This window comes from Lentilactobacillus diolivorans DSM 14421 (genome assembly GCF_001434255.1).
Taxonomy (GTDB): domain Bacteria; phylum Bacillota; class Bacilli; order Lactobacillales; family Lactobacillaceae; genus Lentilactobacillus; species Lentilactobacillus diolivorans.
The window spans coordinates 59054-82959 of record NZ_AZEY01000105.1; the positions used below are offsets into that span (position 1 = coordinate 59054).

Here is a 23906-nt window from a genome sequence, read left to right on the forward strand (position 1 = left end):
TATATGGCCGGAAGCTGCTTGGCTTTTGCACGTTTTAACTAAAGTAGCAAGGCCATTCGCAGTTAAAATTCAGCCAAGCTGGAATCTTGTATGGCCGGAAGCTGCGGTTTCTTTGCACGTTTTGGCTAAGTAACAAAGGCCATTCGCAGTTAAGAAACAGGCAAGACAATTCTTGCATTATGAGTTTACAAGTGTAAACTAAGAGTATAAGAAATTTGCGACTGTGAAATAAAGCGGAGGTAACCAGATGATTGATGCCAAAGAAGTAACAATTTCAGATTCAGAATGGGAAGTTATGCGTGCAATTTGGACTTTGAAACGGGTGACGAGTCACGAACTGATTGGATTAATGGATAAGGCGCGGGGGTGGTCTGAATCAACGACAAAAACACTCTTAAATCGACTGATCAAGAAAAATGCCGTTCAAAAGATTGGTACCGGCCGGCCATTTAGTTATGCACCGGCAGTTGGCGAGCAAGACTCGATGACAGCTGCTGCAACTGATCTGTTTGACCATATGTGTGCCATGCAGGCGGGAACAACGCTTGCTAATGTTATCGAGAGCCGTGACCTTTCCCAAGATGATATTAAAAACTTACAGCAAATTCTGGCTCAGAAGGCTAAAACTGCCCCGGAAATGGTTGAATGCAATTGTCTTCCCAAGGATGTGAAACAGGACTGTGATTGTTAAATTAGCTTGCCAATTTAACAATTGATATTTCGACGAATGAAATAATTTCTCGAAAATTGATGGAAAAAGCGATCAAGACATTTTTGTCTTGGCCGCTTTTTTGATTAAACGAAAATTTAATTAACATCAACATCCTGAGCAGTCTTCAATCCCAGCACTTCTGCTGCAATTAGATCCGCTGTTTGTAAGCTGGTATCATTAACGCCGGGTCGTGGACTGGCGTTGGTTGTAAAACGCAAGCCTTCAAGTGGGACGCCCCAAATGTAAACGTGCGGCTGAACAAAGCCGGCTTTATTACGGAGCTGATCGGTGCTTTCATCGACATCAACTGCTGAAACACCAACATCTTGACCATTAACGTTGATTTTCATTGTTCGGGCCAGTTGATTATTTACCAAGCTTTCCAACAATGGATTGGCGGTAATGTCTAAATTCGCTTTTGGAACCCGGGCTTCAAGCAAGGCAGAGGCTTTAAACTTGTCAGCGTTTCGGCGTGGAGCAGCGGTGACAAACCAGCCGTTATCGCCCTTGACTTCCATTCCCGGTGCCAAGAGCCTGACCAAACCGCTACGAATTAAGGCGGACAATTGTTCACTTCGTAAAGAAGGTGCGCCAACAGATAGGAAGCTATTGTCGGAACTAAACGATCTTAGAAATTTATTAACATAATCATCATTTGAGAAACGATGATCAGCAATGATTTTTCTAAAGATTGGCCGATAGTCCCGCAGTAATTCCAAAGCAGATCCAACCGGGCCGGTTTTAGAGCCTTGATTAGCGTCTTTAGTGACGTTATCTAACCAATTAACCAAAATTCCCTGGTAATCTTCAGTCCCAATTACTTTAACATCTTTAAATGGATTAAGAATGTAATCCCAATCTAAAATATCCTCTTCAGCAAACTGGTATTGATCCAGCAGGGATTTCCGGTCATCGGTTTTGATAAATCGCTGTTTAAACTCAGTTGCATTTTTATTTGGATAGCGATCGTTGATTAATAGTGAGTAGTAAACCAATTCCATATCCGAACGTAACAGTTCGATGAATTTATCAAAGGGCAGGTAACCGTCAACTGAAGCTGCATCCATCTTTTCGTCAGTGAGGAAATAAGCGGGCGCCAATTCACCATAGCCCTTTTCACTCACGGCTTTTGGATAATATGGAATGCCACGTCGGGAGCCGGCAACAATTCGTGGTTCACGCCCGGAAGGTTGATAGGACAGACTGCCATCATCATTTGTCATGTAACTGCCACCGCGTCCAAGCGTTAGTTCAGAGACGTAGTCGTTAAAACTCAGGCCCAAGCCACGGATAATAACGGTTTCACTTGAAGGAATGTTGCTGAGGTCAGCGTCACCGGGATGAGTGGGGGCTAAATAGGTGAGGTTGTTGTCTTGTGCATACGTCGCTAATTTCTGTTCCTCTTGATTAAGATAGTTGTCCTGTTGGCCAAGACTCATCACAACCTTGTCGAAAGAATAATCTTTGTTGGCGGTTTTGATTGAAACTTGATTTGTAGATGCTTCTGTCAGCTCAACCACTTCGTCCTCGACCAGATCAACGTGGCATTGAGTTGGTTGCTGATTAATAAGTTCTTGATAGAACCATTTGATGTAGGCACCGTAAAGTGGCCGGGGGGCATAGTCACTGCCGCCCAATTTAGCCGCAGCTTCAATAAGGTCTTGTGAATATTGGTTGGTCATTAAATAATTATGGGCCTCACTGCTTGCAGCCCATTCAAATAAAGACGGACCATCGTAAACTTCACCGGTCATGTTGACTGATTTATCTGTGAATAAGGTGATTTGATCAGCCGGGGTGTTCATAAGCAGACCTGACCACTGATCGGTTCGCCAAACTCGGCCGCCGATCCCATAAGGGTCAAATAGCGTAATTTCAAGTTCTTCTGATTGATCTGATCGATATTTATACTGATTAAATAGCTGTGAGGTCAAAAGAATCCCTCTTGGCCCAGCACCAATGATTCCAACTTTCATTTTCTTGCTCCTAATTCTGAAAGGTGTCCCAGGTTAAGATAAACGCAGCATTGCAAAAACCTCTTTGACTAAGTTTGTTTAGAAACTTACACGAGGGGCTGACAACAATGCGTTTTTATCTAATCGGGCATCATTAAATTTTAATAATCCTTTGGGTCTACCTCAAGTGGCCCAAATTCGTCAGCGTCTGAATCGCGGAAATCCCACCATTCATTCTCATAGCCGACAAATCCGGCTGCTGTCATGGCATCATTTAAAATATCATAGTTCTTTTGAGCTTCGGGGGACCAAGTGGCTTTCGCACTGCGCTTGGCTGCACCGGTAAAATCATCAAATGCGGTTGGCATTTCAATGTCGTTGCCGGCTTGATCAGTCAGAGTAATGTCGAACGTCACGCCTTTTTGGTGGCTAAAGTTTGGATCGGGCTGGGCAACCCAGATTGGATCCGGATAAACTTCGAATAACCGTCTTTGTGCGTAGGTTGGGCGGTAGGCATCCCAGATCTTAAGTCGATAGCCCTTTGCCTTGAGTGCTTTACTGGCATTTGCCAACTTCTTAACAGTATCGATTCTAGAAATGGCGTCCTTGAAGTCGTAAACAACTTGATGCGTGAAATTATCGCTGGTTGCATACTTTAAGTCAACGATAACGTCTTGGTCGACGTCTTTAATATTAATATATCCCTGATCTTTTTTGCTGGCCATATTGGCACCTCCTGATAAAGTGGGCAGAAACGTCCCGGTCATATTGTTCTGGATTATAATCACAACCGGTAGCTTCCGCAACGCTTAGAAACAACAAATTTCTATTTTTGATAAACATTAATCTAATTATAGCAAGTTTGTTGATTTTTGAGTGCTAAATCACTTCGTTTCAGCAACTAATCCCTTGTAAATGCCAATATCATCAACGAAGATTTTGCCTGTATATGGTTTAGCAGCTGCTTTAACCATGCCTTCCTTTGCGTAAGCGATTGTCGAAGTTGAAGTGGCTTCGATAGCGGTCCCCATGACTTCGCCCGTGTCGCCGTTTAAACCGGATGGAATGTCAATTGCGTGAATTTTGGCATCTGAGGCGTTAGCTTTGTCAATGACAGTCGCAAAGTCGCCACCAACGTTACGTGACAAGCCACTGCCAAATAAGGCGTCAACTAATGTCGTGTAGTTATCGAATCTTTCATTTAAAAAGACTTTGGGAATTTCATAATAGTCACAAATATGTTGTTGCTTTTTGTGATCGTCGCTGGCATGATCGGGATTGCCAACGGTTAGGATGCTGACTTTATAGCCATGAGTGGATAATAGACGGGCGACAACCAAACCGTCGCCACCATTATTGCCGGTTCCGGCGAGAATTAACGTGTTGCTTAAATCTAAATCATCATTGTGAATCATATCTTCGTAAATTTTAAGACCGGCACGTTCCATCAGAACCATGGAAGGGATGCCGATTTCATTGATTGTTTTATTATCTAATTGACGCGATTCTTCAACAGAAATTGTTTCAGACATAATTTGTTCCCCCTTAGAAAAATAGTAACTCAATTTTCGAGCCATTGATTGTTAGTTGGATGGCGTCATCCAGCTAACTCAAATTGTCCGAAAATGTTGCTTACACTACCTATGGTCGACTAAACGTTGCCTGATTGCAAGAAATAAACCAAATTTGCGAAAGATGTTAAACTATAATAGTAGAAAAATAGATGAGGTGAGAGAATGTCATTGGAATTTCCAGAAAATATGCGTGAGTTTGAGGATAAATTTGCGATTAAAAAAGCCCACAATCCAAAGGTGACTAAGAAGCAGGTCATGCGTCAAACAATTGAAGACACCTTTCAAGCCTATTTGGATTACGCGGAAGACGGTCATTATGATACGGGTAAGCTGGTTGGCAATGAAATTCATGTGGTTGGCTTACACAATCAATTGATTAAAAAAATTCAGCCAATGAGCGAATCGTTTGAAAGTGATTTTAAGGCAAACACTGATAAATTGCTGACATACTTGGAAGACCAGGCAGATGAGGTGGCACAGTAGTTAAAGGTAATTTTTATCTTGTAATATTAATGTGAAACCAGTATAATTGTATGACGTAAGGCGTCCTTAGTGTAATGGATAGCACATGAGATTTCGGTCCTCATGATCCGAGTTCGACTCTCGGGGGACGCATCAAATAGTCGTTACGTGCTGTTGTTATGGCATTTGTATAAATACTTGCGGCATCTACGTTAATTTGCGAGGAAATCACTGAATTTTTCAGTGGTTTCTTTTTTATACTTTCATCTAAGTGAGTGTAAGTGTTTAAAACGAGTAAGGTATCTGAAATCGACTAATCGCAATCGCATGACCAATACCATGCAATGTCATTCGTTTTAAATCATCTATGATATTATTGTTTCCCCAGTAATTTTGGTACCAAAATATCAGTATGAGAATACCCTAATACAATAGGTACCGTCAAAAATGTGATTCAAAGTAATGCTGAAGTGACTTTATAATTATTAGATGAACTTTGTATTGAGTTTTAGCGCTTGTAGTGACAAACAGCTCTCATTAGCATCAGAAATTGATAAACACGCAGTTATATTCAAATGATGTGTTAAACTAAACATAAGTGGTGTCAAAATGGTTAGTGAGACACCAACTATTAATGGGAAGTGAGAATATATGGATATTAAGTTACATCGAAGAGTAAAGCAACTACTGAAAGTTGCTTTACTACCAACAGTTTTCTTTACATTGGGGGGGTAGCGACAGCCCCTACGGTTGCTAATGCGGATGATAGTAGTCCGATTATATATAATGGGAATAGTCCCCAAACAACTGATGTCAAGGATTCCCTTGGTATCGTGCATAATTTATTTTTAACAAGTGGTGATCAGAAAAGTAATTACGCTCAAAGTAGTGATCAGAATACCACTCCGGGTGTCACCACCCCCGCAGATCCAACTACTCAACCGATGGCAAATTCCATCATTGATGTTGACCAGTTTGGGCAAAATAGTTCCAATTTGGTAGAACACTATAACTTAACTAATACCGCTACTGATGCGAGCAAATTCGTAACAACTAACCGCAACATGTATTTACCAATACATTGGAATAAGCAACAGGTGGTCAAAGATTCGCCTAACGTTGTGGCTGGTGGCATGCCTACGATTGATATTAGTGGCGTGAATGATTTTGACTTGACTCATTACGTAAAGCCCTTTACGGCTATCTTATACCATTTTACTAATGGGGATTCGGTTAGTTATACTGACAGCGATAAGCTTAAAACTGAGGATCCAAGCAAGCTTGAGTTTATTAACTTTGAAAACAGTGTGCTATGGCCACAGGAAACTCTATCCATTTCGGTTCCGCTAAAAGTTGACAACCTTGATAAGGTTAATACCAATAATGCAAATGGAACGTTTACAATTGGCTCAGAGTCGATTGCAAATCCAACTGGTAGTGCTAATAATTTGAGTGTGCGTTTTGCCAAAAAGCTCAGTCAAGCCGAGATAGATAAGCACTTCAACGTGGGTAAAAAATACTTGGTTGCAACTCGAAATAAGGACTATGAGTATACACAAGCAACCGATATTCAAAATTTAATGCCAAATATTCGGTCAGTGGGTGATCCGAATGAATTGACAATTGATAATTTGAATACTGGGGAAAGCGATAAAACATATTATTCTGGTGCTTTCTTTTATTTAGACCCCGAGAAAATGGATAAAGCTACTAATGGACAAACGGTTTTGGAAATGCTGAATAGTAATGGTTATGTAATGGCAAACGGCCTTACCAGATTCAAGTGGGGATCGGTCTATAATCCTAATGATCCTGGTCATCAGTATCCAAATGATGCGTTGAGCAAGCTAAATACCGGAGATATCGGTAATGTTGTTTTTCAGCCAGTTCAAGTAATTGACGCCAACGCTATGCCAACCACCCTTGATTATGGTGCGAAGTTTGATCCGAATGATTACATCAAGATTAACGATCCAGCTTCCTGGTATCAAGTCGATAATCCATATACGGTTGCAGAAGCCAAAGAACATGGGCTAAATGTAACTGTAGCAAGTAATGTTGACACTAAGAATCCAGGATCCAAGACGGTTAAGATTACTCTGCCAATTACGCAGGGCGGGAAGACCATTAATGTTACCAAGACTATTAATGTATTGGTTAAACAACCAGGATCAACATCGGGTAATACTGGATCGACCGGTTCTTCGACAACCAGTACAGGAACAACAGGCAGTTCAACCACATCCAACAATTCTGGAAATACAAGTGGTTCAACGTCTACTAGTTCAACACCTACTACGACAACAAATCCTTCAACTTTGGTAGGTCCTAACATTGCGGTTAAAGGTGAAGCGGTCTATGCTACTAAGAAGATTGGCTTGTATAAGAATGCTAACTTCAAAAAGTCTCAGCGGGTTGCTTGGTATCCTAAGCAAAAGCGGGTTAACCGACCAATGTTTGTTGTTACTGGCTATAAGCGTGCCGCTAATGGTGCATTAAGATATAGAGTACGCGATGTGAACCATGCTCGTAAAACTGCTGGTAAGATTGGTTATATTACCGTCAGTCGGAAATACGTTGTGCCAGTTTATTACGCAAGCGTTCCAAAATCCAAGAAGATAACTGTGATTTCTAAAAAAGGTGTCAATGCATACAAGTCAGCTAACTTAACTGGTAAAGCCAAGCACTACAAGAAAGGTGTTCGTTTGACAGTTAAGAAGTTGGTTAAACATAATTTGACCACTCGTTATCAGTTGAGTAATGGTAAATATATCACAGCAAATAAGAAGTTAATCATCGCTGGCAACTATTGATAAGCATGATTAAATGAAATTAAAATAATAAATTGATTAAAAAAAGTGACGAATTTTGGTTCGTCACTTTTTTTAATGGTGCAATTTGGTGAATGTAACGTGTATTGAAATTTCGGGAAGGGGCGAGATTAACAAGTTAACTATTTGCTGTGTTGTCCCTTAATGGTATTGTCGTAATTAAGTCTTTTTAATTCGACTTGTTATGATGTAGGGAAAAATGTTTATATCATTCAAGGGGAAAAATACAGTACAATGTTTTTTATATTTAAGGATAAATGAATTACTGAAATCCAAGAATAAGAATAGCTCCCACCGGAAAATAACTAAAATTTATTATTCTATTTTACTACTATACAGCGAACTAATTTATTAAAGATTAATTCCAATAGAATTTAGAATTTTTCGTTTTAAAAAATCAATTAATAAAGAGGACTCAGAATCACGACTAGCTGCCTTCTTTTGTAGTGCAACTAATTGGTAAGAGCTAAATGTTTTTTCGGCAGGAACAAATGTGATATCTGGAAACCAATTCGGAATGGCAAATAGTTTTGGGAAGAATGCAAAACACTGATTAGTAGCAACGGAAATTAGTAAAGTTTCGTATGTTTCATATTGTTTTAATTGATTGATTTGGAATCCATTTTGACTAGCTGAGTATAGTAATAGTTGTCTGGCTAATGCAGAATTGTATTGGCTATAATAGCCACATGTTTCTGAAAGGAGATCCTTTGAGGTTAGGATCTGCTTGTTTGCAAGTTGATTTTCTTTAGACAATCCAATGAGATAGTCTGATTCATACAGAGAAACAGCTGTGATTGAAGGTGAAACTTTCGATTTTTCAAAGGTTAGTCCAATATCTATGGAACCTTCATCAATGGCTTGCAGCAATTGTTCAACACTACGATGAGTAAAAGTTACTTTTATCTTTGGGTATTTTTTTAGAAACTTGTTAATTACAGGTGTGACTAGTCTAGCTTCATATATACTTGAAAAGCCTATTTTTATAGGCTTTTTTTGTATACCCCCAACTTTTTTAGCCGCTTCAATTGCATTTTGATAGTCTGAAGCAATAAATTTGGCGTTTTCATAAAATGCGCGACCTTGAGCTGTTAACTCAATAGAATTTTTATGTCGTAAAAATAGTTGAACGCCAATTCGAGCTTCTAAGTTTGCGATCGCTTTACTAACGGCAGTTGATGAAATAAAAAAATGTGCCGCAGTTTTCGAGAAACTTGAATTTTCAGCTGCAAATAAAAAGTAAAGTAATTTGTCATCAATCATGGTTTATATCTCCTTTAGCTTTAACTTTTTTATGGGGAGGCTAACCAAGTAGCCAGCTAATCGTAATGAAAACGCTGTTATAATTAATTGTGAAATAATTATCAAGGAGGACATTCAAATGTCAAAATATATTGTAACAGGTGTTGATGGAAATTTTGGAAGTATCGTAGCTGAGAAGATTCAAACACTTGTCCCAAAGCAGGACTTGTTATTTACCGCACCTACTGGTGAAAGGTTAAAGAAGTATGAAGAACAGGGAATTAAAACAGCGGTTGCCAATTTTAACGATGCTCAAGAGTTAACTAGAATCTTCAAAAATGCCGATAAATTATTATTGATTTCTATGCCGTTTGTTGGGGAAAAGCGCCGATCAGCTCATAAAAATGTTGTTGATGCCTGTGTTGCCGGAAATGTGAAACAAATTATTTATACATCTTTAGTCAACGCCACGGATCCGACTAATCCAAGTATTGAAAAGATTGATCATGCTTGGACAGAATCGTATGTAGAAAATACAACTTTAGACTATCTCTTTCTACGAAATTCTCAATATACCGAAGCAATGATTTCTAATTACTTTGCAGTTGGGAAAAACGGTGTTCTAGCCAATAACCAGGCTGAGGGAAAGATGGCTTATATTTCCCGTGAAGATTGTGCCCATGCGGCCGCATATGCAGTTGCCAATCCATACCTGCATCGTGAAATATTAAATATCAATGGCCCTGAACTTACGACGATTGCTCGTTTAGTTGAAATTGGTAATCAAATTACTGGGAATGATGTTACCTACAAGTCAGTCAGTGATGATGAGGATTATGCTATTTTTGACAAAATGGGTGTTCCACGGACAACGGATGGTAATTTCAAGAAAGGTTCTAGTGCTCCGTTCTCTTCTGATGGGATGGTAACTTTTGGTAAAGCAATTCGATTGGGGAAAATGGCGACTTATTCAAATGACTTTTTGACTTTAACGGGTCGTCAGCCAAAGAATATTCAGTATTTGTTTGAGCATGCCGATCAGTATCAAATTGGTGACCGTCATTCTGTTGATCACGGTTAGCGTGCACAAAATTTATTTGCAGAATTTATATTGTCAAAATACGTAAAAGAGGTATTTATGATGTCATATCAGACAGAGGTTGTTGTAATTGGAGCGGGGGCAGCTGGTTTTGGTGCCGCCTTAACTTGTGTAGATGCTGGAAAAAAGGTTATCTTACTTGAAAAGGGGGATAAAGTTGGTGGTGCTGGTCTGTTTGGGGCGCAAGGATTGTTCGCAGTTGAAAGTTGTCAACAAAAAGCTGATGGGAGTTCATTTACTGTAAAAGATGCTTATTCCGAACTGATGAACTATACTCATTATCGTTCAGATCCCACGATTACAAAAGCTATTTTAGAAAAATCTGCTGAAACGATTAATTGGCTTGGGCAACATGGTCTTAAAACGGAATTGGTTAATAATACGCAGGAGGTTCATCAAGATCATCCTAAGGTATATCATCAGTATATCGACAAATTTGCGGCCTTTGATTATATGGTTAATTATTTTAAGAATAGTGGTGGTCGTTTACTCACAAAGACCACTGCCAGCAAGCTGATTAATGAAAAAGGTATCATTAGCGGTGTCGAGATTAGACGAAACCAACAGACAGATATTATCAAGTGTCAGGCTGTTATTGTTGCTGATGGCGGTTATATTGGTAATTCCGAAATGGTAAAAGCAAATTTAGGCATTGATAGTTCAAATTTGTATAGTATGGGTGAGCGGAAAGCGACCGGAGATGGTATTCGAATGTTAGCTGAAATTGGGGCCGATGTTAAACATCTTGGAACTTTTGAAAACCATGCTGCGTCAGTAGTATCCTTCCAGAATCCGAAATGGCACAATGCCACTATTTTTACGCTTACTAATCTGCCCTTTCTGTGGATTAATCGTGAAGGCAGCCGGTTTGTCAATGAAGCTATTTGCTATGACTTTGCACTTTGGGGTAATATTACTTATACAATGGGGGGTTATTATTACTTTATCATTGATCAAAATACGGTCGATTATTTGAAAAACCAGACATTAAATTGGACTGATTCTTTTGAACGCACATTTAAAAGCCTTCAGAATCAACCAGTTACTCACAAGGTCGGCCCATTTCCAAGAATCGAATCTGATCTGAATGAGGCGGTTGAACAACATGTTGCTTGGAAGGATAATGGCTTGAAAGGTCTTGCCACAAAGTTAAATATACCTTATCACATACTTAAAGCTAATTTGGATGGATATAATCAAATAGTGAAAACTAATGAGGATACTCAGTTTTATAAGCCTGCAAAATATTTACAGTTTCCTGTATCTCAAGGTCCATTTTATGCGGTTAGAGCAAATTCAACATCTTTGGGAACAATTGGTGGTGTAAAAACCAATTCTAAGATGCAAGTTTTGACGGCAAACTTAAAATCAATTTCCGGGGCATATGTGGCTGGTAATAACGCAACTGGCATGTATGACACCTCATACCCAACACTGGAAGGGATCAGTTGTTCATTTGCATGGAATTCTGGGCGGATTGCCGGTGAGTCAGCCGTTCAGCAGTTGATTAATTTATAACTGTACCAAATGTAAGATTCAGGAAGTGGAAAAAAGTTGTTAGAAATATGATCTCTTTCCTGCCTTATTTTGACTGGACAAGTAATTCCGACAATTTTTCAAGGAATTATATTTTTTACTAAGCACCAGATGTGAACTAATCGTTTGGGACTAATTACAGATACCGTTTATACTGCCACCATGATTCTGAAATATATGAATGATAATTGGAGGTTAGCAAAAGTGAGATCTAAAATGATTCACGTTAAAATTGATCGTCCAATTGGTTATACCGATTTAACTCATCATGTGCCATATCCAATTAACTATGGTTTTATTCCTGGGGTTATTGGCGGTGATGGTGAATTGCAAGATGTTTATATTATTTCGAACTTTATTACCCAGCCAATTTCTGTCTTTGAGGGTAAAGTTATTGCCATTATCCATCGAGAAGATGATGTAGAGGAAAAGTGGGTGGCAACAACGCCTGAAGAAATGTTTACCAAAAAACAGATTAAAGATCGAGTCAACTTTATGGAGCAGTATTTTAATTCGAATATTGAAATGATCTAAAACTTAAATTTGCGGTTGTTATGATAAATATTTTTCTCCTCGATGCAAGGCGTAAAAATGTGTTTCCGAGGTACATGATATGTGATCCTGGTTAGTCGTGGGGGTTGTTTTAATGAGAGACCCCCCCTCTGACGAGATTCTTATTATGCATTTTAAGCCTAGAATTTTAGCCCAATTAGAATAATAAAAAAGAAGACCTATCAAAAATGGGCTTCTTTTTTTATGACTTATTGAGATTCTAATGAAATTTAATATTTGTAATAGACGTGACCGGGCCAGAATTTTTCAGTACCAAGACCTTTAAAATACAACTTATGTCGATTATACAAGCGAACGTGATAGCTCAAAACAACGCCACCAGCAGGTTCGTTACCGTAATTTCGACCAGCAATGATGTAGTTACCCTTACTTAAGCGCTGATATTTAGCGTGGGCTCCAAAGCTTGGATCTGGAACAAAAGCCGCGTGCCAATTAAAACTGTGTGATTTGACACTGAGATAACCTCGTCGCGTGTAGGGAGTCCCTGATTCATGAAGCACTTTGGTTCGCCATTTTCCGCGTAAAACCGTTGGTGTGCCACTATGCCAGCTGGCAGCATGAACCGGCTGTGAACTGACCAATATCCCCGCACCAATGAAAGCAGTCATTATTATCCCGGCAGTAAATCTATTTAATTTCATGATATCCCTCCAATAATCCTAATTACGATTTCAGTATACGCCCGGGATTGACAAATGAATGATCCATTTTTGTAAAAGATTGGTTAATTTCACATCCATGTCTATCAGATCGAAATCAGTTACTTAGAATATCACCATCAAAATCTGACTGGATATTCGTTGGGAGAACCAAATGGTTAGTAGTCACCGGATCGGCTTTTTTCCATTTACTAGTAAATGTTTTCGGGATCATTGTCTTCTTTTCAGTATCAAATACTGTTAAATGATACTGAAAATATCCCATTGGGTTATAAAGTAAGACAGCTGATTTTCCGTAATTAGGAAACTGGCTGTCTTTGTTTTGAAATTGTTTGATAAAAATTATTTCTGATGGGCATGGATAAAATTAATCAAGTCTACTAAGTCTTCTTGCGATGCCATCTTCACAAAAAGGCGAGCAGTGCTTTTGTAATGCTGATATTTGATGCGTTCTGGATGACGCTTTACGTAATTATTTCTGGCTCGCTTTTGCGCTTCTGACTGTCCCATAATAAACAATCTCCTTTATTGTTTTGAGTTGGTAGTAATTGAATATTTAACAAAAATCCTATGTTACCATCAAAATAATCATAACCGTTACTTCATCGTTTGTCATTAGGGGTATTAAAGCCTTATTAATTGTTTCAATTCAGATTGCCAAATTGTCCACCCAGCCCTATGATAATAATCAAGGGGGATAACTATAAAGAAAATCAGGTGGTATTTTGAAGAAAAAGTTAGCACTTTGGGGATCAATTGGGGTTATCGCCAGCATTGGGATCGGTTTTTTAGGTGCGCCAAGCCAACCGGTTCAAGCTGCCGGGACGTATCACGTTATTAAAAATGTGCTCTTAAATGGGGATGCATTCAAGTGGAATGGACAAAGCAGCAAAGCTTTTTTGTGGAATCAGACATTAACCAAGCAGCTGCATCATTTGACAAATTATCCTCGCGCGGATTTGTATGCTTCGGAATTATTAACAATGACCAACGGTAAAAAGACGGGTTATTTTTATTATGTGAACAGTCCGAAAGCCAAGATTGATGGGTACGTTTGGCACGGTTATGTTAAACCGGAACGTCAATTGTTGAGTACCAAGACTATGCTGAATAAGTCGACGTCAACTAATAATTTTGGCGTGCCGGATCCCAGTCCCGCTGAACTCAGCGATCTTGCCGCGACTTACCATAATGGTGAGGACGATGGTGACCAAATGGATTTTGCAACGATGTTTTGGCAGGATCGATCACTTTATCCACTGTTTCCCGGCACACTTCAGAATTGGGATTTAGCCAAATTGGCTGAGACAACTTTGGATGATAATACAACTGATCTTTCATCACCAAGTTCAGTTAAGGCAAAACAAGCCTTTTTGCAAAAGAGAGGTCTTGACGCCAACGATACAAAAGCAATTAAGTTTATTCGAGTGGCAAAGCCAACAACGGTTGCTCAAATTAAAGCACTTGATAGCGGTCAGTTACCATTAAAGGAATTTGTGCTAAATGATTTGAAGGCCCAAGGTGTTAACCCTAACCGATACAAGGGGTGGCAAATCGGAATTGACAGTAGGCCGATTAATCACGCTTATTTGAACCAGGACCTTCGGCATGTCCCTTCCTCATCGACGTTTGCTGTCCGGTATGTTGTGGCTTTATTTAAGGCCGGCCAAACTGACCAGTCAAATTAGGAGGATTGCATTTTGAAAAAACGTATTGTAATACTCACCGTTGGTTTAGCTGCGGCGGGTCTGCTGGGAGCCCTTAACCCGACAACTGTTCGTGCTGATTATTATCGCTGGCTTAAAACAAGATCGTATTCACCCAGCGTTGCCTATCACGCTAAAATGGCCGGCTCAATTTACCTTTGGAATGCTCACCATACTCGAGTGCTTCATAACTTAAAAAATTATTCTCGAACAACCTGGTATAAATCGGCAGCCATTAAAATGAATTCAGGATACAAAAGTCGAATTTACTATCACGTTACTAGTGGTAATGGGGAAGTAACCGGCTATATTTGGCGGGGATATTTATCAACCGGGGTCAATCCTAATGAATCTTCCACAGTCCGTGAAAGCGGTTCATCAGGAACCACTACGCCAGCGACAGGGAGCAGTCTAACTTCAACTGATAGTCAAACAAATCAGGATAAAGCAAGGGGAATTTTGTACGCTAATGTTCCGTATTCAGTAAAAACTGATGGTTTGCCAGTGGTGAATCCAAATCCAGCGACTGCCACGCCAAGTAAAAGTTTTGTGGAGGTCAAGGCTGCTGTTCTGCAAAAGTATGCTCAAATCCCAGGAACTGATGATATCAACCAAATTGTAAACTATGTTAAGACGAAGTTTGGTAATTGGGACTATTTCAGAATTGTGATGGAGAAATATCAGACGCAGGATAACCAAATTGTTAAACTACCAACTTTGCAGTATGGAGACGACGATGCTGACAGACCAACTGCTCAAAGTGATGCGTCATTTGTTTGGAAAGATGCTGGTGTAACCAAGAATATATTGGAGATAATTAAACATCCCGGATCAACCTCTGAATCTAGTGATCTGAATACCGTTACTTACTTGGTTGGCAAAGAATATATCTTTCCTGATTTACAAGCAGCGGTTTCCTTGGAATGCCTACCAATAATTCCAACCGTTTCCATTAATCCAGTTCCAAGGGTTGGTGTGGTGAATTCAGGCTATGGCGATAATGGTGATTTTTCTTTAGTTAATTTTGGTAATAATAGTCCCCATTATGTTTTAACGAGTGATATGCTGGAACTTCCTAAAGATCAACCGGTTCAGAAGAATGGCTTGTGGATCGGTACTAGTAATCCATGGTCAAACGCCATTTTTGCCGGTATACTAGCAGTCAAAGGAGTGACCCATTATCGACAAGTTGGTAATAGCGAAATTTCTGATTATAAATTAATAAATGGGACTTGGCAGCATCAGTATAGTATTCAGTGGGGAACTGCGGAAGATCCAACTCTTGTGAAATTTACCCTGCAGGTTCCCAATAAATCAACGATTACATTTGCTACAGCTAACATCAATAGTCCTGTGTCGGTAATGGATTATTTATACAAATCCGATGATTATTATCAACAAGTAATGACCCGGGCAGGGAATTAGGAAAATGTCAACTAAATTTCGGTTGAAGCGAATTCCTTCATTATTTTCAAAAAGCGTCCACGATACCTTTGATTGAGGGTGGTAGACGCTTTTTTGAGTTTTACAATATAGCAAGTGAAAGTGATCATTGCACGCTGCTTTGGATGGATCTCTAATGCAGAATAAGAGGTGGGATCCTACATACGTTTCTATGAGGATAAAGCCGAAAAATAGCAGAAAAGACAACTGCCATGAGTTAAAGAAAGAGATTATCAAGGTAGACGGGAAAAAGCATGTTTATTATCAGCTGAAGAATTTCCACGGGACCAAAATATGGACTGCAGGTAGATCATTGATAAAGTAATAGCTTTTATGTGGCAATGATTACCGATCCAAAACTTGGCCTCGAAGTAAATAGATAGTAATGGTCTCGTAAAACCAGCATTTGAGAACGTTGGTTTTACTGGGCCTTTTAGTTGAAACGTTGTCAGATATTAGAGATCGTAATCCATCCTTGGAGATAGTCTACATTTGACTGAGAATTAACAAATTATTCACAATTGGATTTCTTGTGTTATACCGTTAATCAGTTAAACTGATGACAACCTTATCTGTTGGTTGATTTCGGTAAGGTTCAGAGATAAGGGCGTAACAGAAAATGTGATGTGATCGTTGATAATTGACCATCACTGAAAAAGCTTGGAACTTCTTCAATTAAGGAGATGACTGTAATGAGTGCAGGCAATTCAGAACTTCAAAATCAGTTAAAAAAGGCTGCGGCGACCAAAGCTGCGGATTACGTAAAGGATGGCATGATTATTGGGCTTGGAAGTGGTTCAACCGTTAGAATGTTGGTTGATGAATTAGGTCGGCGAGTGCAGGAGGAAAACTTGCAATTTACCGGCGTATCGACTTCAATCTCAACTGCTGAACAGGCAAGGTCGTTGGGCATCAAGATTGTTGATCTGGATGCAGTTAACGCCATTGATTTAACGATCGACGGGGCCGACCAAGTAGATCGCAATTTTAATGGCATCAAAGGTGGTGGCGGGAATTTACTATGGGAAAAAATTGTGGCAGTTAATTCCAAAAAGCTGATTTGGGTCGTTGATGAATCTAAAGTTGTCAACCAAATTGGCGCTTTTCCCTTAGCGGTGGATGTCGAACCCTTTGGGAGTGGCCACATTTTGAAGCAATTTTCAAATGCTGGTTTTAATCCAGTTGTTAGAATTGGTAACGATGGTCAACTTTTTAAGACTGATTCCAATAACATTATCTTGGATCTTCATTTACACAAAATTGATGATCCGGGTAAGCTGGCCGAAACGTTAACTAACATAGTTGGTGTGATTGAACATGGTTTATTTCTGGGGATGGTGAATGAGGTCGTTGTTGGCAAACAGGCTGGTCCCGAAATACTGGTTAATTCTAAAAAACGTTAACTACTTTGGTAGATCAAATAGTGACTTTTGTTTATGATTAAAAGATACCTGTCGTAATCTTATTTTGAAACTGGCAGGTATCTTTTAATTTGAGAAGTAATATCTGCTAAATTAGAAAAAGAGAGACAGTCTATCCGTCAGCCATGTTCCTAATGTGTTATGTTAAAGTTGATTTTTACCAATTATCTAAGCTTTAAAATAAGGGAGGCTAAGCGATGATGTCAATCACAACCATTTTGCAGCAACAATACCATTCAATTCAAACGGAGCAAATTCGTTATCAAAATAATCCATATGATCCTGAACGGGTTCATGATTTGCGAGTAGCGATTCGAACATTACGCGGTTTGGTTAAATTTTTGAAACGGGAAATGCCACTGGAAGCATATGAAACCCTTGATAAAACCCTTAGCAACGCTGCCAAAATTTTTAGTCCGTTGCGGGATCTTGACGTTTTGATTGTTGAGGCGGGTGCGTTTGCCTATGCGCATCCTGAAGGAAAGGCGAATTACCGTGATTTCTTTAAGATGTTTGATAACAAACGGCATGAGGAAATGCAGCAAACGTTGGTAGATTCTGTCCAACAGGAATTAACAGTTGATCTTGATCAAGTTAAAGCACAGTTGAAAACGGTGAACTTTAATCATGTGCCAGACTGGACTAAATTGATTGCCAAAGAATTAAAACGACGTAAGCATCAACTGATTAAGCAATACGATCACCTTGATTTCCAAGATTATCCGCGGGTTCATCATGTTCGCAAAAAGGCGAAAACCTTGCGTTATTCCGCGACTTATTTCGCCGAATTTGTACCCAAGAAGGCTGAAAAAATTCGGCGCCAGGCAAAAAGGGTTCAGGATGTCTGTGGATCGATTACAGATGCCCACGTTAATTATGTGGCGTTAAATCAATTAGCATCCCAAACAACAGATGACAATAACAGAGCGTTGCTGTTACGGATTGCTCAGGCGCAACGTGAGAAGTTTACGTCGATTAAGAAAGCTCGAAAGTCGAGTTATCTTTAGAAATTTATGGCGACAGCTGATTGTGCTTTTTCCTGGTTATTGCTGAAAGCGCCTCGGAAACCGAAATTTTCGAGGCGGTTTTTATTGCGGGTCATTTTCGACGGTGCGATTGAATACGAAAGTTGCTAGAATAAAAGGGATCCGAAACAATCAAGTAAAAAATGGTTGTGATGATTACGTCAGATTAGTTAAAGTTTGGGCCGTTTCCGTATATAATCTATATAGCTCATCATTTTAGAAAGGCGGCAATAATTATTTATGGCACCCCAAGAACTTTTAAAAACTAAATTTGGGTATGACAGTTTTCGGCCGGGGCAACAGACCGTCATTGACGATATTCTGGCTCATAAAAATGTCTTAACCATTATGCCAACAGGTGGCGGAAAATCATTATGTTACCAAATTCCGGCACTTTTAATGAACGGTTTGACGCTGGTGGTTTCACCCTTAATTGCGTTGATGAAGGATCAAGTGGACGCTTTAAATGAAAATGGGATTCCAGCCACTTTCGTTAACAGTAGTTTAACCTTCGATGAAATTGGCGATCGGTTTGATCGGGCAAGAAATGGTGATGTTAAATTACTATATGTCTCGCCAGAACGACTGGATTCCGGCGCTTTTTCCCAATTAGCGGCTTTGCCGATTGATCTGGTAGCCGTTGATGAAGCCCATTGTATTTCACAATGGGGGCATGATTTTCGGCCCAGTTATTTGGCGTTGGCGCAACGACTGAATCAGTTGCCGACAAAACCGACGATTGTGGCGTTAACTGCCACAGCCACACCGCGCGTTGCTGATGATATTAAGGAACGACTGGGAATCCATGAAGAAGTTAACACCGGATTTCAACGGGACAACTTGGCTTTTAAAGTCATCAAAGATCAAAATAGTGATCAATACTTGCTGGACTATTTAAAATTAAATGAAGGCCAATCCGGCATTGTTTATGCCAGTACTCGAAAAGAAGTCGAACGGTTAACCAAACTATTTCACAAACATCAATTTTCAGTCACGATGTATCATGGCGGCCTCAGTCGAGAAGAACGGCGAAAAAATCAAGATGACTTCCTGTATGATCGCGCATTTGTCATGGTGGCGACTAACGCGTTTGGTATGGGAATTGATAAAAGTAACGTTAGATTTGTCATTCACGATTCAGTTCCCGGCAGCTTGGAAGCCTATTATCAAGAAGCTGGTCGTGCCGGTCGTGATGGCCTTCCAAGTGAAGCGATTTTGCTGTATAAGATTGGGGACGTTCAGACTCAGCACTTCTTCATTGAGCAATCTGATCGTGACGAAGCAAGTAAGCAGCGTGAATACAAGAAGTTACAGGTGATGAGCCAATACGCCAATACGGAGCAATGCTTGCAGCAATTTATTTTAAATTACTTTGGTGAAGATGGTCCAAAATGTGGTCGTTGTAGTAATTGTCTTGACACCAGAGAATCCCAAGATGTCACAGTTGATACTCAGAAGGTGCTGTCATGTGTTTACCGGATGCACGAACGGTTTGGCAAAAATCTTGTTGCCCAGGTATTGGCCGGGTCACAAGGTCAAAAGATTAAGAATTTCCATTTTGATGACCTATCGACGTACGGCATTATGAAAGGTCAATCACAGAAAAAGATTGTTGAATTAATTGATTATTTAACGGCGGCCGGCTATTTGATTACCGATGGTGGCCAATTTCCAATTTTAAAGGTAGCACCATTGGGAGTGGCAGTGCTGCAGGGCACGCAGCAAGTCTTTCGCAAGTCTGCCATTCAAGCAACTAAGAGTTTACCGGTTAACGACGAGCTCTTTGAACAACTTCGGCAGTTGCGACGTCAATTAGCTGAGGATCAGGGCGTGCCGCCATTTGTCATTTTCTCTGATAAGACGTTGCATGAAATGAGCGCCCTGATGCCAACCAACGATTCAGAAATGTTGGCTGTTAAGGGTGTTGGTGAGAGTAAGTTGGCAAAGTATGGTGACCAATTTCTTGAGATTATTTCAAACTATCAGGGAAGCGTGGAAGCCTAAATACTTCAAAAGAAACCGTGAGATGTTAAAACTCTCATTCCAAAGATTTGAACAATTCAGATCACAAGAATTCAAAAAAATGATGCCCGCTCTTAAAATGAGAAGGCATCATTTTTGGATTAAAAATTGGATAAGATGATTGAATCATTTATGGTTAAACTGCTGGTGTAACTGTTTTAAGGCTGCTTCAAGTTTTATTATCAGTTGGTCATATTGAGGATCCTTTAACGCGACAAAGCTAATTCGGAGACCGTTGTTTGGACTTCCAAAATAGTAGGCGGGTAAAATTAATAGGCCGTGCTCACGAAAAAGTTGGTAATCGTGAGGTTGTAATGGCGGCAGATTTAGTAGATTTACCCATAGGAAAAAGCCGGTTTGCGTGGGTGTCACGCTCAGCCATTTACGTTGAATCAGTGGTTGAAATTTCTGTAGCAAGTGATGTCTTTTGATTGATAATGCCTTGATGAGGTGTCGTTGCTGGGTTAGTAAGGCTGGACTGTGTAAAAACTCCTCGGCAACTAATTGTTGGGCTAATCCAATTCGCTCACCAAGCTTATCGCGTAAGATCCCCAGTTGCGTCATGACATGTGCAGGGCCGAGCAGCCAGCCAATCCGAGCTTGAGTGCCCATTAGCAAACTGAGGGTGCTGGCGTAGATGACATTATTGGGGTCCAAACTAAACAGCGTTGGCAACGTTGACTGGATGAGTGGCTGAAATGGGTCTCCTTCAACGATTGGCAACGACAATTCACGGCAAACGTTGACTAATTCTTGGCGATCGACTAGGGTCATGGTCGTTCCGGTTGGATTTTGGAGATTAGGCATAACGAAGAGCAATTTAATTTGATGTTGGCGCTTTAATTTTTTTAGTTGAGTTAGACTCAAGCGACCAGCTTGGGTGATTGGCACATGATAAATTCGGATTCCAAGCAACTGAAAAATTTTCAGTTGATGTAACGAAGAAGGCGATTCAATTGCCACGGAATCTCCGGGGGCTAGTAAGCCCTCAACTAAGAGCGTGAAAGCTTGTTGAATTCCTGAAGTAATCAGAACCTGAGGATCATCAATTTGAGATTGTAATTCCTTTGAAATCATCGTCCTTAGAATTCGGTGCCGAAGTTTGGATAGTCCCAAAACAGCATCTTGCGACCCCTCTTTGGGTAGGTAGTGGGGGAACTTCACTGATGGCAATGTTGGCCAAAGCTGAGTTGGTAGAATATTGGTTGCTAAATCTAACAGTTCTTTTTGTTGGGTAGTTTCATTTAGGGTGTCGAACGCATTGGAATGGGTGCGCAGATATGCCAACCAGTTGGCTTGTTGTGGGGTGTTTTGCTGTTGGATTCGGGTTCCCTGCCCGACAACTCGAGAAACAATGTTACTGGCAGCCAACTCACTATAAGCGCGATTAACAGTTGACCGGTCAATCCCCAGCATGGTAGCAAGTTGACGCTCAGAGGGGAGCTTTTCGCCCGGTAATAGCTCGCCGTTTTGAATGGCAGTTTGGATTCGATCAATCAATTGTTGGTAGCAAAAAGTATGCGCGGAACGGTCAAGGTACCAGTCCATAATTTAATCTCCCTGTAAAAGATGTTTAAAGTGGCTTGATCGTAATAGTGGGGTAACGATAATTGGTGTCACAATAAAGGAAAAAATACCTTCAAAAATCCCGTTATTAGTGCCAATCCCGACTAAAATCCAGAGCCATTGGCCGCCGGAAATACTTCCCATTGTTGCGTGAAACCCAATGAAAAAAATGGCACTTAATCCCAGCACCAGAATGGTATTGGTCACTGATGCGGTTAATCCGGCCAAGCTTGCAGCAAGAACTTGACCTTTTCGTTTTCTGATCATATTATAAACGATTCCGGCAAATAATCCGACCAGCATTCTTGGCAGAATCGCAATGAATGGGTTATGAAACATAAGAACCGCTAGAGGACTGGCCGGTGATGTCCATGATCGAATAAATGAAAGTAATCCCCAAGCAAACCCAGTTAGCACGCCAGCACGGCTGCCCAGCAAAATTGCGGAAATTGCCACCGTTAATTGAATTAGCGTGATGCTAACAACGCCAACTGTGATGTAACCCCAGAAAGGCACAATTGATTGGACGATAATAATTGCGATAAACAAGGAGAGTAAAACCAGCCGCTGAGGTGTTAAACGATGAGATGATGTCATATGCATTGATTCCCTTCATGATTAAATTAATATTGAATAAATTCAGTATAAAAATAAAGGGCATTGATAAGAACCACCAATTGGTTGGAAAAAAGTCCAACCAATTGGTAAAGCATTATTGATATCCAACAGAGCGATTAATCCGGTAATGATCTTCACCGCGTAAAAAAAGGGAAAACTAAGCAAAATAAACCTGCTATGGTTTTCCTTTTTAAAAGAAACAAACGATAATTCTTTACAATGAATCAATTAATTCCTTAACTTGATTAAACTGCTCTGTTTCTAATTCGATTGCACTTAAATCGGTATGTAACGCCATACATGCGCGAGCTTCCAGATCAATAAATCTTGTTCCTTTGTAGCTGAGAATTGGTTGCCGATCATTTTTATTAGGCAAATTATCGATGCAGAGTTTTAAAGCCTGCTTTAATTTATTGAAATAAATTCGATCATCACTAAACCGTTCTTGATAAGCAACTTGGCGAATATCGTTAAGTAGATATTCAATCGTGGCTGATGCCCCATCACTCATAGCCAATGTGTTCCCAGCCGCCAGCGCATGTCTGATGGTTCTTTGATGAAGACCGGAGATCATCAATAATTTTTGATCGCGAATATTTTGCTCAGTAACGGTTGGATTAATTTGAGCATCTTGGAGAATTTCCTGCGATCCTCTTGTCGATAAATTAGCGACAAAATCGGCGTATTGTAAACCAATGAGATCTCGGCTCTTGCAGGAAGAGACTTTAAGTTCTTTAACGTGGCAACCGATTAATGGTAAGTATGTTGCCAAAATTTTTTGACAATCTGTTAAATTATCTGCGAAAAATTCACTTCGAGTGTCAATCACAATTTCTAAGTCGTTGATTCTTTCGATGCTAATGGTTTCGAGTGTTTCCATGACTGCCAGAATGTAAGGGCATAAATATTGTAGTCCGGCAACCTCGTTATATTTTGTTAATGTTTTGGTATAAAAAGTTTGTAACTCATCGCTCTTGGTAGTGGATAGTAAGTCGCCTAACATGGCAATATCTTTGCCGGCAGCTTTGACCTCGTCGCCTTTTCGCCAACCTAACGGATAAACGATTTTTTTAAAATTATGAAACGCATGACTGGTGATAGCGAAAACACAGGAGATGTTCATCTCTGTAGCATGGTCCATGTTGCCAACATACGTCTCATCCAGAAACAATTTGGCTTGATCGATATTTTTATGTAGAAAGTCAACAACTTTATTTTCCGTTTGTTGGGAAATATGGTTGCCGGCAAGAATACGGTTCAGAGTGGTTGACGAGATACCAATTTTCTGCGCTAATGAAGCATGGCTGGTATCGGTTAAGTGTTGCAATTGTTTAATGTAGTCCACAGTTGATTCCCCTTATCAAAACATAGTGTGTTAATTTTAATTGAAAAGAGGCATTACGACAACCGTCATCTATTGAAAAAAGTAAATGAATGATACCTAAACAATGAAGCTGCTTGT

The 23906-nt window shown here is 40.0% G+C and carries 20 protein-coding genes and 1 tRNA gene; 12 read left to right on the top strand and 9 right to left on the bottom strand.

Annotation, left to right across the window (positions count from 1 at the left end):
* Positions 1–247 precede the first annotated feature (247 nt).
* Positions 248–691: a CopY/TcrY family copper transport repressor gene (locus FC85_RS13505; RefSeq protein ID WP_057866046.1), complete on the top strand. Its 444-nt coding sequence runs from the start codon at positions 248–250 to the stop codon at positions 689–691.
* A gap of 116 nt (positions 692–807) precedes the next feature.
* Here FC85_RS13505 and FC85_RS13510 read toward each other — a convergent pair whose 3' ends face one another.
* From FC85_RS13510 to FC85_RS13520, 3 genes are all read right to left on the bottom strand, one after another.
* Positions 808–2688, bottom strand: a complete 1881-nt coding sequence (locus FC85_RS13510; RefSeq protein ID WP_057866047.1) for an FAD/NAD(P)-binding protein — start codon at positions 2686–2688, stop codon at positions 808–810.
* A gap of 140 nt (positions 2689–2828) precedes the next feature.
* Entirely contained in the window at positions 2829–3392 is a 564-nt protein-coding gene (locus FC85_RS13515) for a M15 family metallopeptidase (RefSeq protein WP_057866048.1), read from the bottom strand.
* Positions 3393–3551: 159 nt separating this feature from the next.
* The gene (locus tag FC85_RS13520; RefSeq protein ID WP_057866049.1) at positions 3552–4199 is read right to left on the bottom strand and encodes an NAD(P)H-hydrate epimerase; all 648 of its coding nucleotides are present in this window, start codon (positions 4197–4199) and stop codon (positions 3552–3554) included.
* Between the two features lie 204 nt (positions 4200–4403).
* Between FC85_RS13520 and FC85_RS13525 the strand changes: the two genes are divergently transcribed.
* The 3 genes from FC85_RS13525 (at position 4404) to FC85_RS16155 (ending at position 7516) form a co-directional block, all read left to right on the top strand.
* A complete protein-coding gene (locus tag FC85_RS13525) occupies positions 4404–4724 on the top strand; it encodes a hypothetical protein (protein WP_057866050.1) in 321 nt (106 codons plus the stop codon).
* 60 nt (positions 4725–4784) lie between these two features.
* Positions 4785–4856 (top strand) — tRNA-Arg (locus tag FC85_RS13530).
* 680 nt (positions 4857–5536) lie between these two features.
* Entirely contained in the window at positions 5537–7516 is a 1980-nt protein-coding gene (locus FC85_RS16155) for a DUF5776 domain-containing protein (RefSeq protein WP_225427564.1), read from the top strand.
* A gap of 369 nt (positions 7517–7885) precedes the next feature.
* On the opposite strand, the gene FC85_RS13540 is transcribed toward FC85_RS16155, so the two are convergent.
* Complete coding sequence (locus FC85_RS13540; RefSeq protein WP_057866051.1) at positions 7886–8797, bottom strand: LysR family transcriptional regulator; 912 nt, start codon at positions 8795–8797, stop codon at positions 7886–7888.
* Positions 8798–8915: 118 nt separating this feature from the next.
* On the opposite strand from FC85_RS13540, the gene FC85_RS13545 reads away from it, so the two are divergent.
* The 3 genes from FC85_RS13545 to FC85_RS13555 all read left to right on the top strand — a co-directional run bounded on the left by FC85_RS13545 (position 8916) and on the right by FC85_RS13555 (position 11945).
* Positions 8916–9857: an NAD(P)H-binding protein gene (locus tag FC85_RS13545; RefSeq protein WP_057866052.1), complete on the top strand. Its 942-nt coding sequence runs from the start codon at positions 8916–8918 to the stop codon at positions 9855–9857.
* Positions 9858–9914: 57 nt separating this feature from the next.
* Positions 9915–11393 carry an FAD-dependent oxidoreductase gene (locus tag FC85_RS13550; RefSeq protein WP_057866053.1) on the top strand — a complete coding sequence of 493 codons (1479 nt, stop codon included), beginning with the start codon at positions 9915–9917 and terminating at the stop codon, positions 11391–11393.
* Positions 11394–11615: 222 nt separating this feature from the next.
* On the top strand, positions 11616–11945 hold the full coding sequence (locus FC85_RS13555) for an inorganic diphosphatase (RefSeq protein WP_057866054.1): 330 nt from the start codon (positions 11616–11618) through the stop codon (positions 11943–11945).
* Between the two features lie 248 nt (positions 11946–12193).
* On the opposite strand, the gene FC85_RS13560 is transcribed toward FC85_RS13555, so the two are convergent.
* Positions 12194–12625: a hypothetical protein gene (locus FC85_RS13560; protein WP_057866055.1), complete on the bottom strand. Its 432-nt coding sequence runs from the start codon at positions 12623–12625 to the stop codon at positions 12194–12196.
* Between the two features lie 360 nt (positions 12626–12985).
* A complete protein-coding gene (locus FC85_RS15780; protein WP_157051298.1) occupies positions 12986–13153 on the bottom strand; it encodes a hypothetical protein in 168 nt (55 codons plus the stop codon).
* A 215-nt stretch (positions 13154–13368) separates the two neighbouring features.
* Here FC85_RS15780 and FC85_RS13565 point away from each other — a divergent pair, with 215 nt between their 5' ends.
* From FC85_RS13565 to recQ, 5 genes are all read left to right on the top strand, one after another.
* Positions 13369–14331 carry a hypothetical protein gene (locus FC85_RS13565; RefSeq protein ID WP_057866056.1) on the top strand — a complete coding sequence of 321 codons (963 nt, stop codon included), beginning with the start codon at positions 13369–13371 and terminating at the stop codon, positions 14329–14331.
* Between the two features lie 12 nt (positions 14332–14343).
* Positions 14344–15774, top strand: a complete 1431-nt coding sequence (locus FC85_RS13570) for a hypothetical protein (protein ID WP_057866057.1) — start codon at positions 14344–14346, stop codon at positions 15772–15774.
* A 710-nt stretch (positions 15775–16484) separates the two neighbouring features.
* Entirely contained in the window at positions 16485–17195 is a 711-nt protein-coding gene (gene rpiA / locus FC85_RS13580) for a ribose-5-phosphate isomerase RpiA (RefSeq protein WP_057866059.1), read from the top strand.
* A gap of 215 nt (positions 17196–17410) precedes the next feature.
* Entirely contained in the window at positions 17411–18220 is an 810-nt protein-coding gene (locus FC85_RS13585; protein ID WP_225427565.1) for a CHAD domain-containing protein, read from the top strand.
* Between the two features lie 258 nt (positions 18221–18478).
* Positions 18479–20242 carry a DNA helicase RecQ gene (recQ, locus tag FC85_RS13590; protein ID WP_057866060.1) on the top strand — a complete coding sequence of 588 codons (1764 nt, stop codon included), beginning with the start codon at positions 18479–18481 and terminating at the stop codon, positions 20240–20242.
* 144 nt (positions 20243–20386) lie between these two features.
* Here recQ and FC85_RS13595 read toward each other — a convergent pair whose 3' ends face one another.
* The 3 genes from FC85_RS13595 to FC85_RS13610 all read right to left on the bottom strand — a co-directional run bounded on the left by FC85_RS13595 (position 20387) and on the right by FC85_RS13610 (position 23789).
* Positions 20387–21808 carry an aminotransferase-like domain-containing protein gene (locus FC85_RS13595; protein ID WP_057866061.1) on the bottom strand — a complete coding sequence of 474 codons (1422 nt, stop codon included), beginning with the start codon at positions 21806–21808 and terminating at the stop codon, positions 20387–20389.
* Between the two features lie 3 nt (positions 21809–21811).
* Entirely contained in the window at positions 21812–22429 is a 618-nt protein-coding gene (locus tag FC85_RS13600; RefSeq protein WP_057866062.1) for an ECF transporter S component, read from the bottom strand.
* Positions 22430–22658: 229 nt separating this feature from the next.
* Positions 22659–23789 carry a hypothetical protein gene (locus FC85_RS13610; protein WP_057866064.1) on the bottom strand — a complete coding sequence of 377 codons (1131 nt, stop codon included), beginning with the start codon at positions 23787–23789 and terminating at the stop codon, positions 22659–22661.
* Between the last annotated feature and the right edge of the window lie 117 nt (positions 23790–23906).

Coding starts and splice junctions, on each gene's coding strand:
- FC85_RS13545 (WP_057866052.1), top strand. CDS start 8,916: ATGTCAAAATATATTGTAACAGGTGTTGATGGAAATTTTGGAAGTATC.
- FC85_RS13505 (WP_057866046.1), top strand. CDS start 248: ATGATTGATGCCAAAGAAGTAACAATTTCAGATTCAGAATGGGAAGTT.
- recQ (WP_057866060.1), top strand. CDS start 18,479: ATGGCACCCCAAGAACTTTTAAAAACTAAATTTGGGTATGACAGTTTT.
- FC85_RS13560 (WP_057866055.1), bottom strand. CDS start 12,625: ATGAAATTAAATAGATTTACTGCCGGGATAATAATGACTGCTTTCATT.
- FC85_RS13600 (WP_057866062.1), bottom strand. CDS start 22,429: ATGCATATGACATCATCTCATCGTTTAACACCTCAGCGGCTGGTTTTA.
- FC85_RS15780 (WP_157051298.1), bottom strand. CDS start 13,153: ATGGGACAGTCAGAAGCGCAAAAGCGAGCCAGAAATAATTACGTAAAG.
- FC85_RS13550 (WP_057866053.1), top strand. CDS start 9,915: ATGATGTCATATCAGACAGAGGTTGTTGTAATTGGAGCGGGGGCAGCT.
- FC85_RS13585 (WP_225427565.1), top strand. CDS start 17,411: ATGATGTCAATCACAACCATTTTGCAGCAACAATACCATTCAATTCAA.
- FC85_RS13515 (WP_057866048.1), bottom strand. CDS start 3,392: ATGGCCAGCAAAAAAGATCAGGGATATATTAATATTAAAGACGTCGAC.
- rpiA (WP_057866059.1), top strand. CDS start 16,485: ATGAGTGCAGGCAATTCAGAACTTCAAAATCAGTTAAAAAAGGCTGCG.
- FC85_RS13540 (WP_057866051.1), bottom strand. CDS start 8,797: ATGATTGATGACAAATTACTTTACTTTTTATTTGCAGCTGAAAATTCA.
- FC85_RS13595 (WP_057866061.1), bottom strand. CDS start 21,808: ATGGACTGGTACCTTGACCGTTCCGCGCATACTTTTTGCTACCAACAA.
- FC85_RS13510 (WP_057866047.1), bottom strand. CDS start 2,688: ATGAAAGTTGGAATCATTGGTGCTGGGCCAAGAGGGATTCTTTTGACC.
- FC85_RS13525 (WP_057866050.1), top strand. CDS start 4,404: ATGTCATTGGAATTTCCAGAAAATATGCGTGAGTTTGAGGATAAATTT.
- FC85_RS13520 (WP_057866049.1), bottom strand. CDS start 4,199: ATGTCTGAAACAATTTCTGTTGAAGAATCGCGTCAATTAGATAATAAA.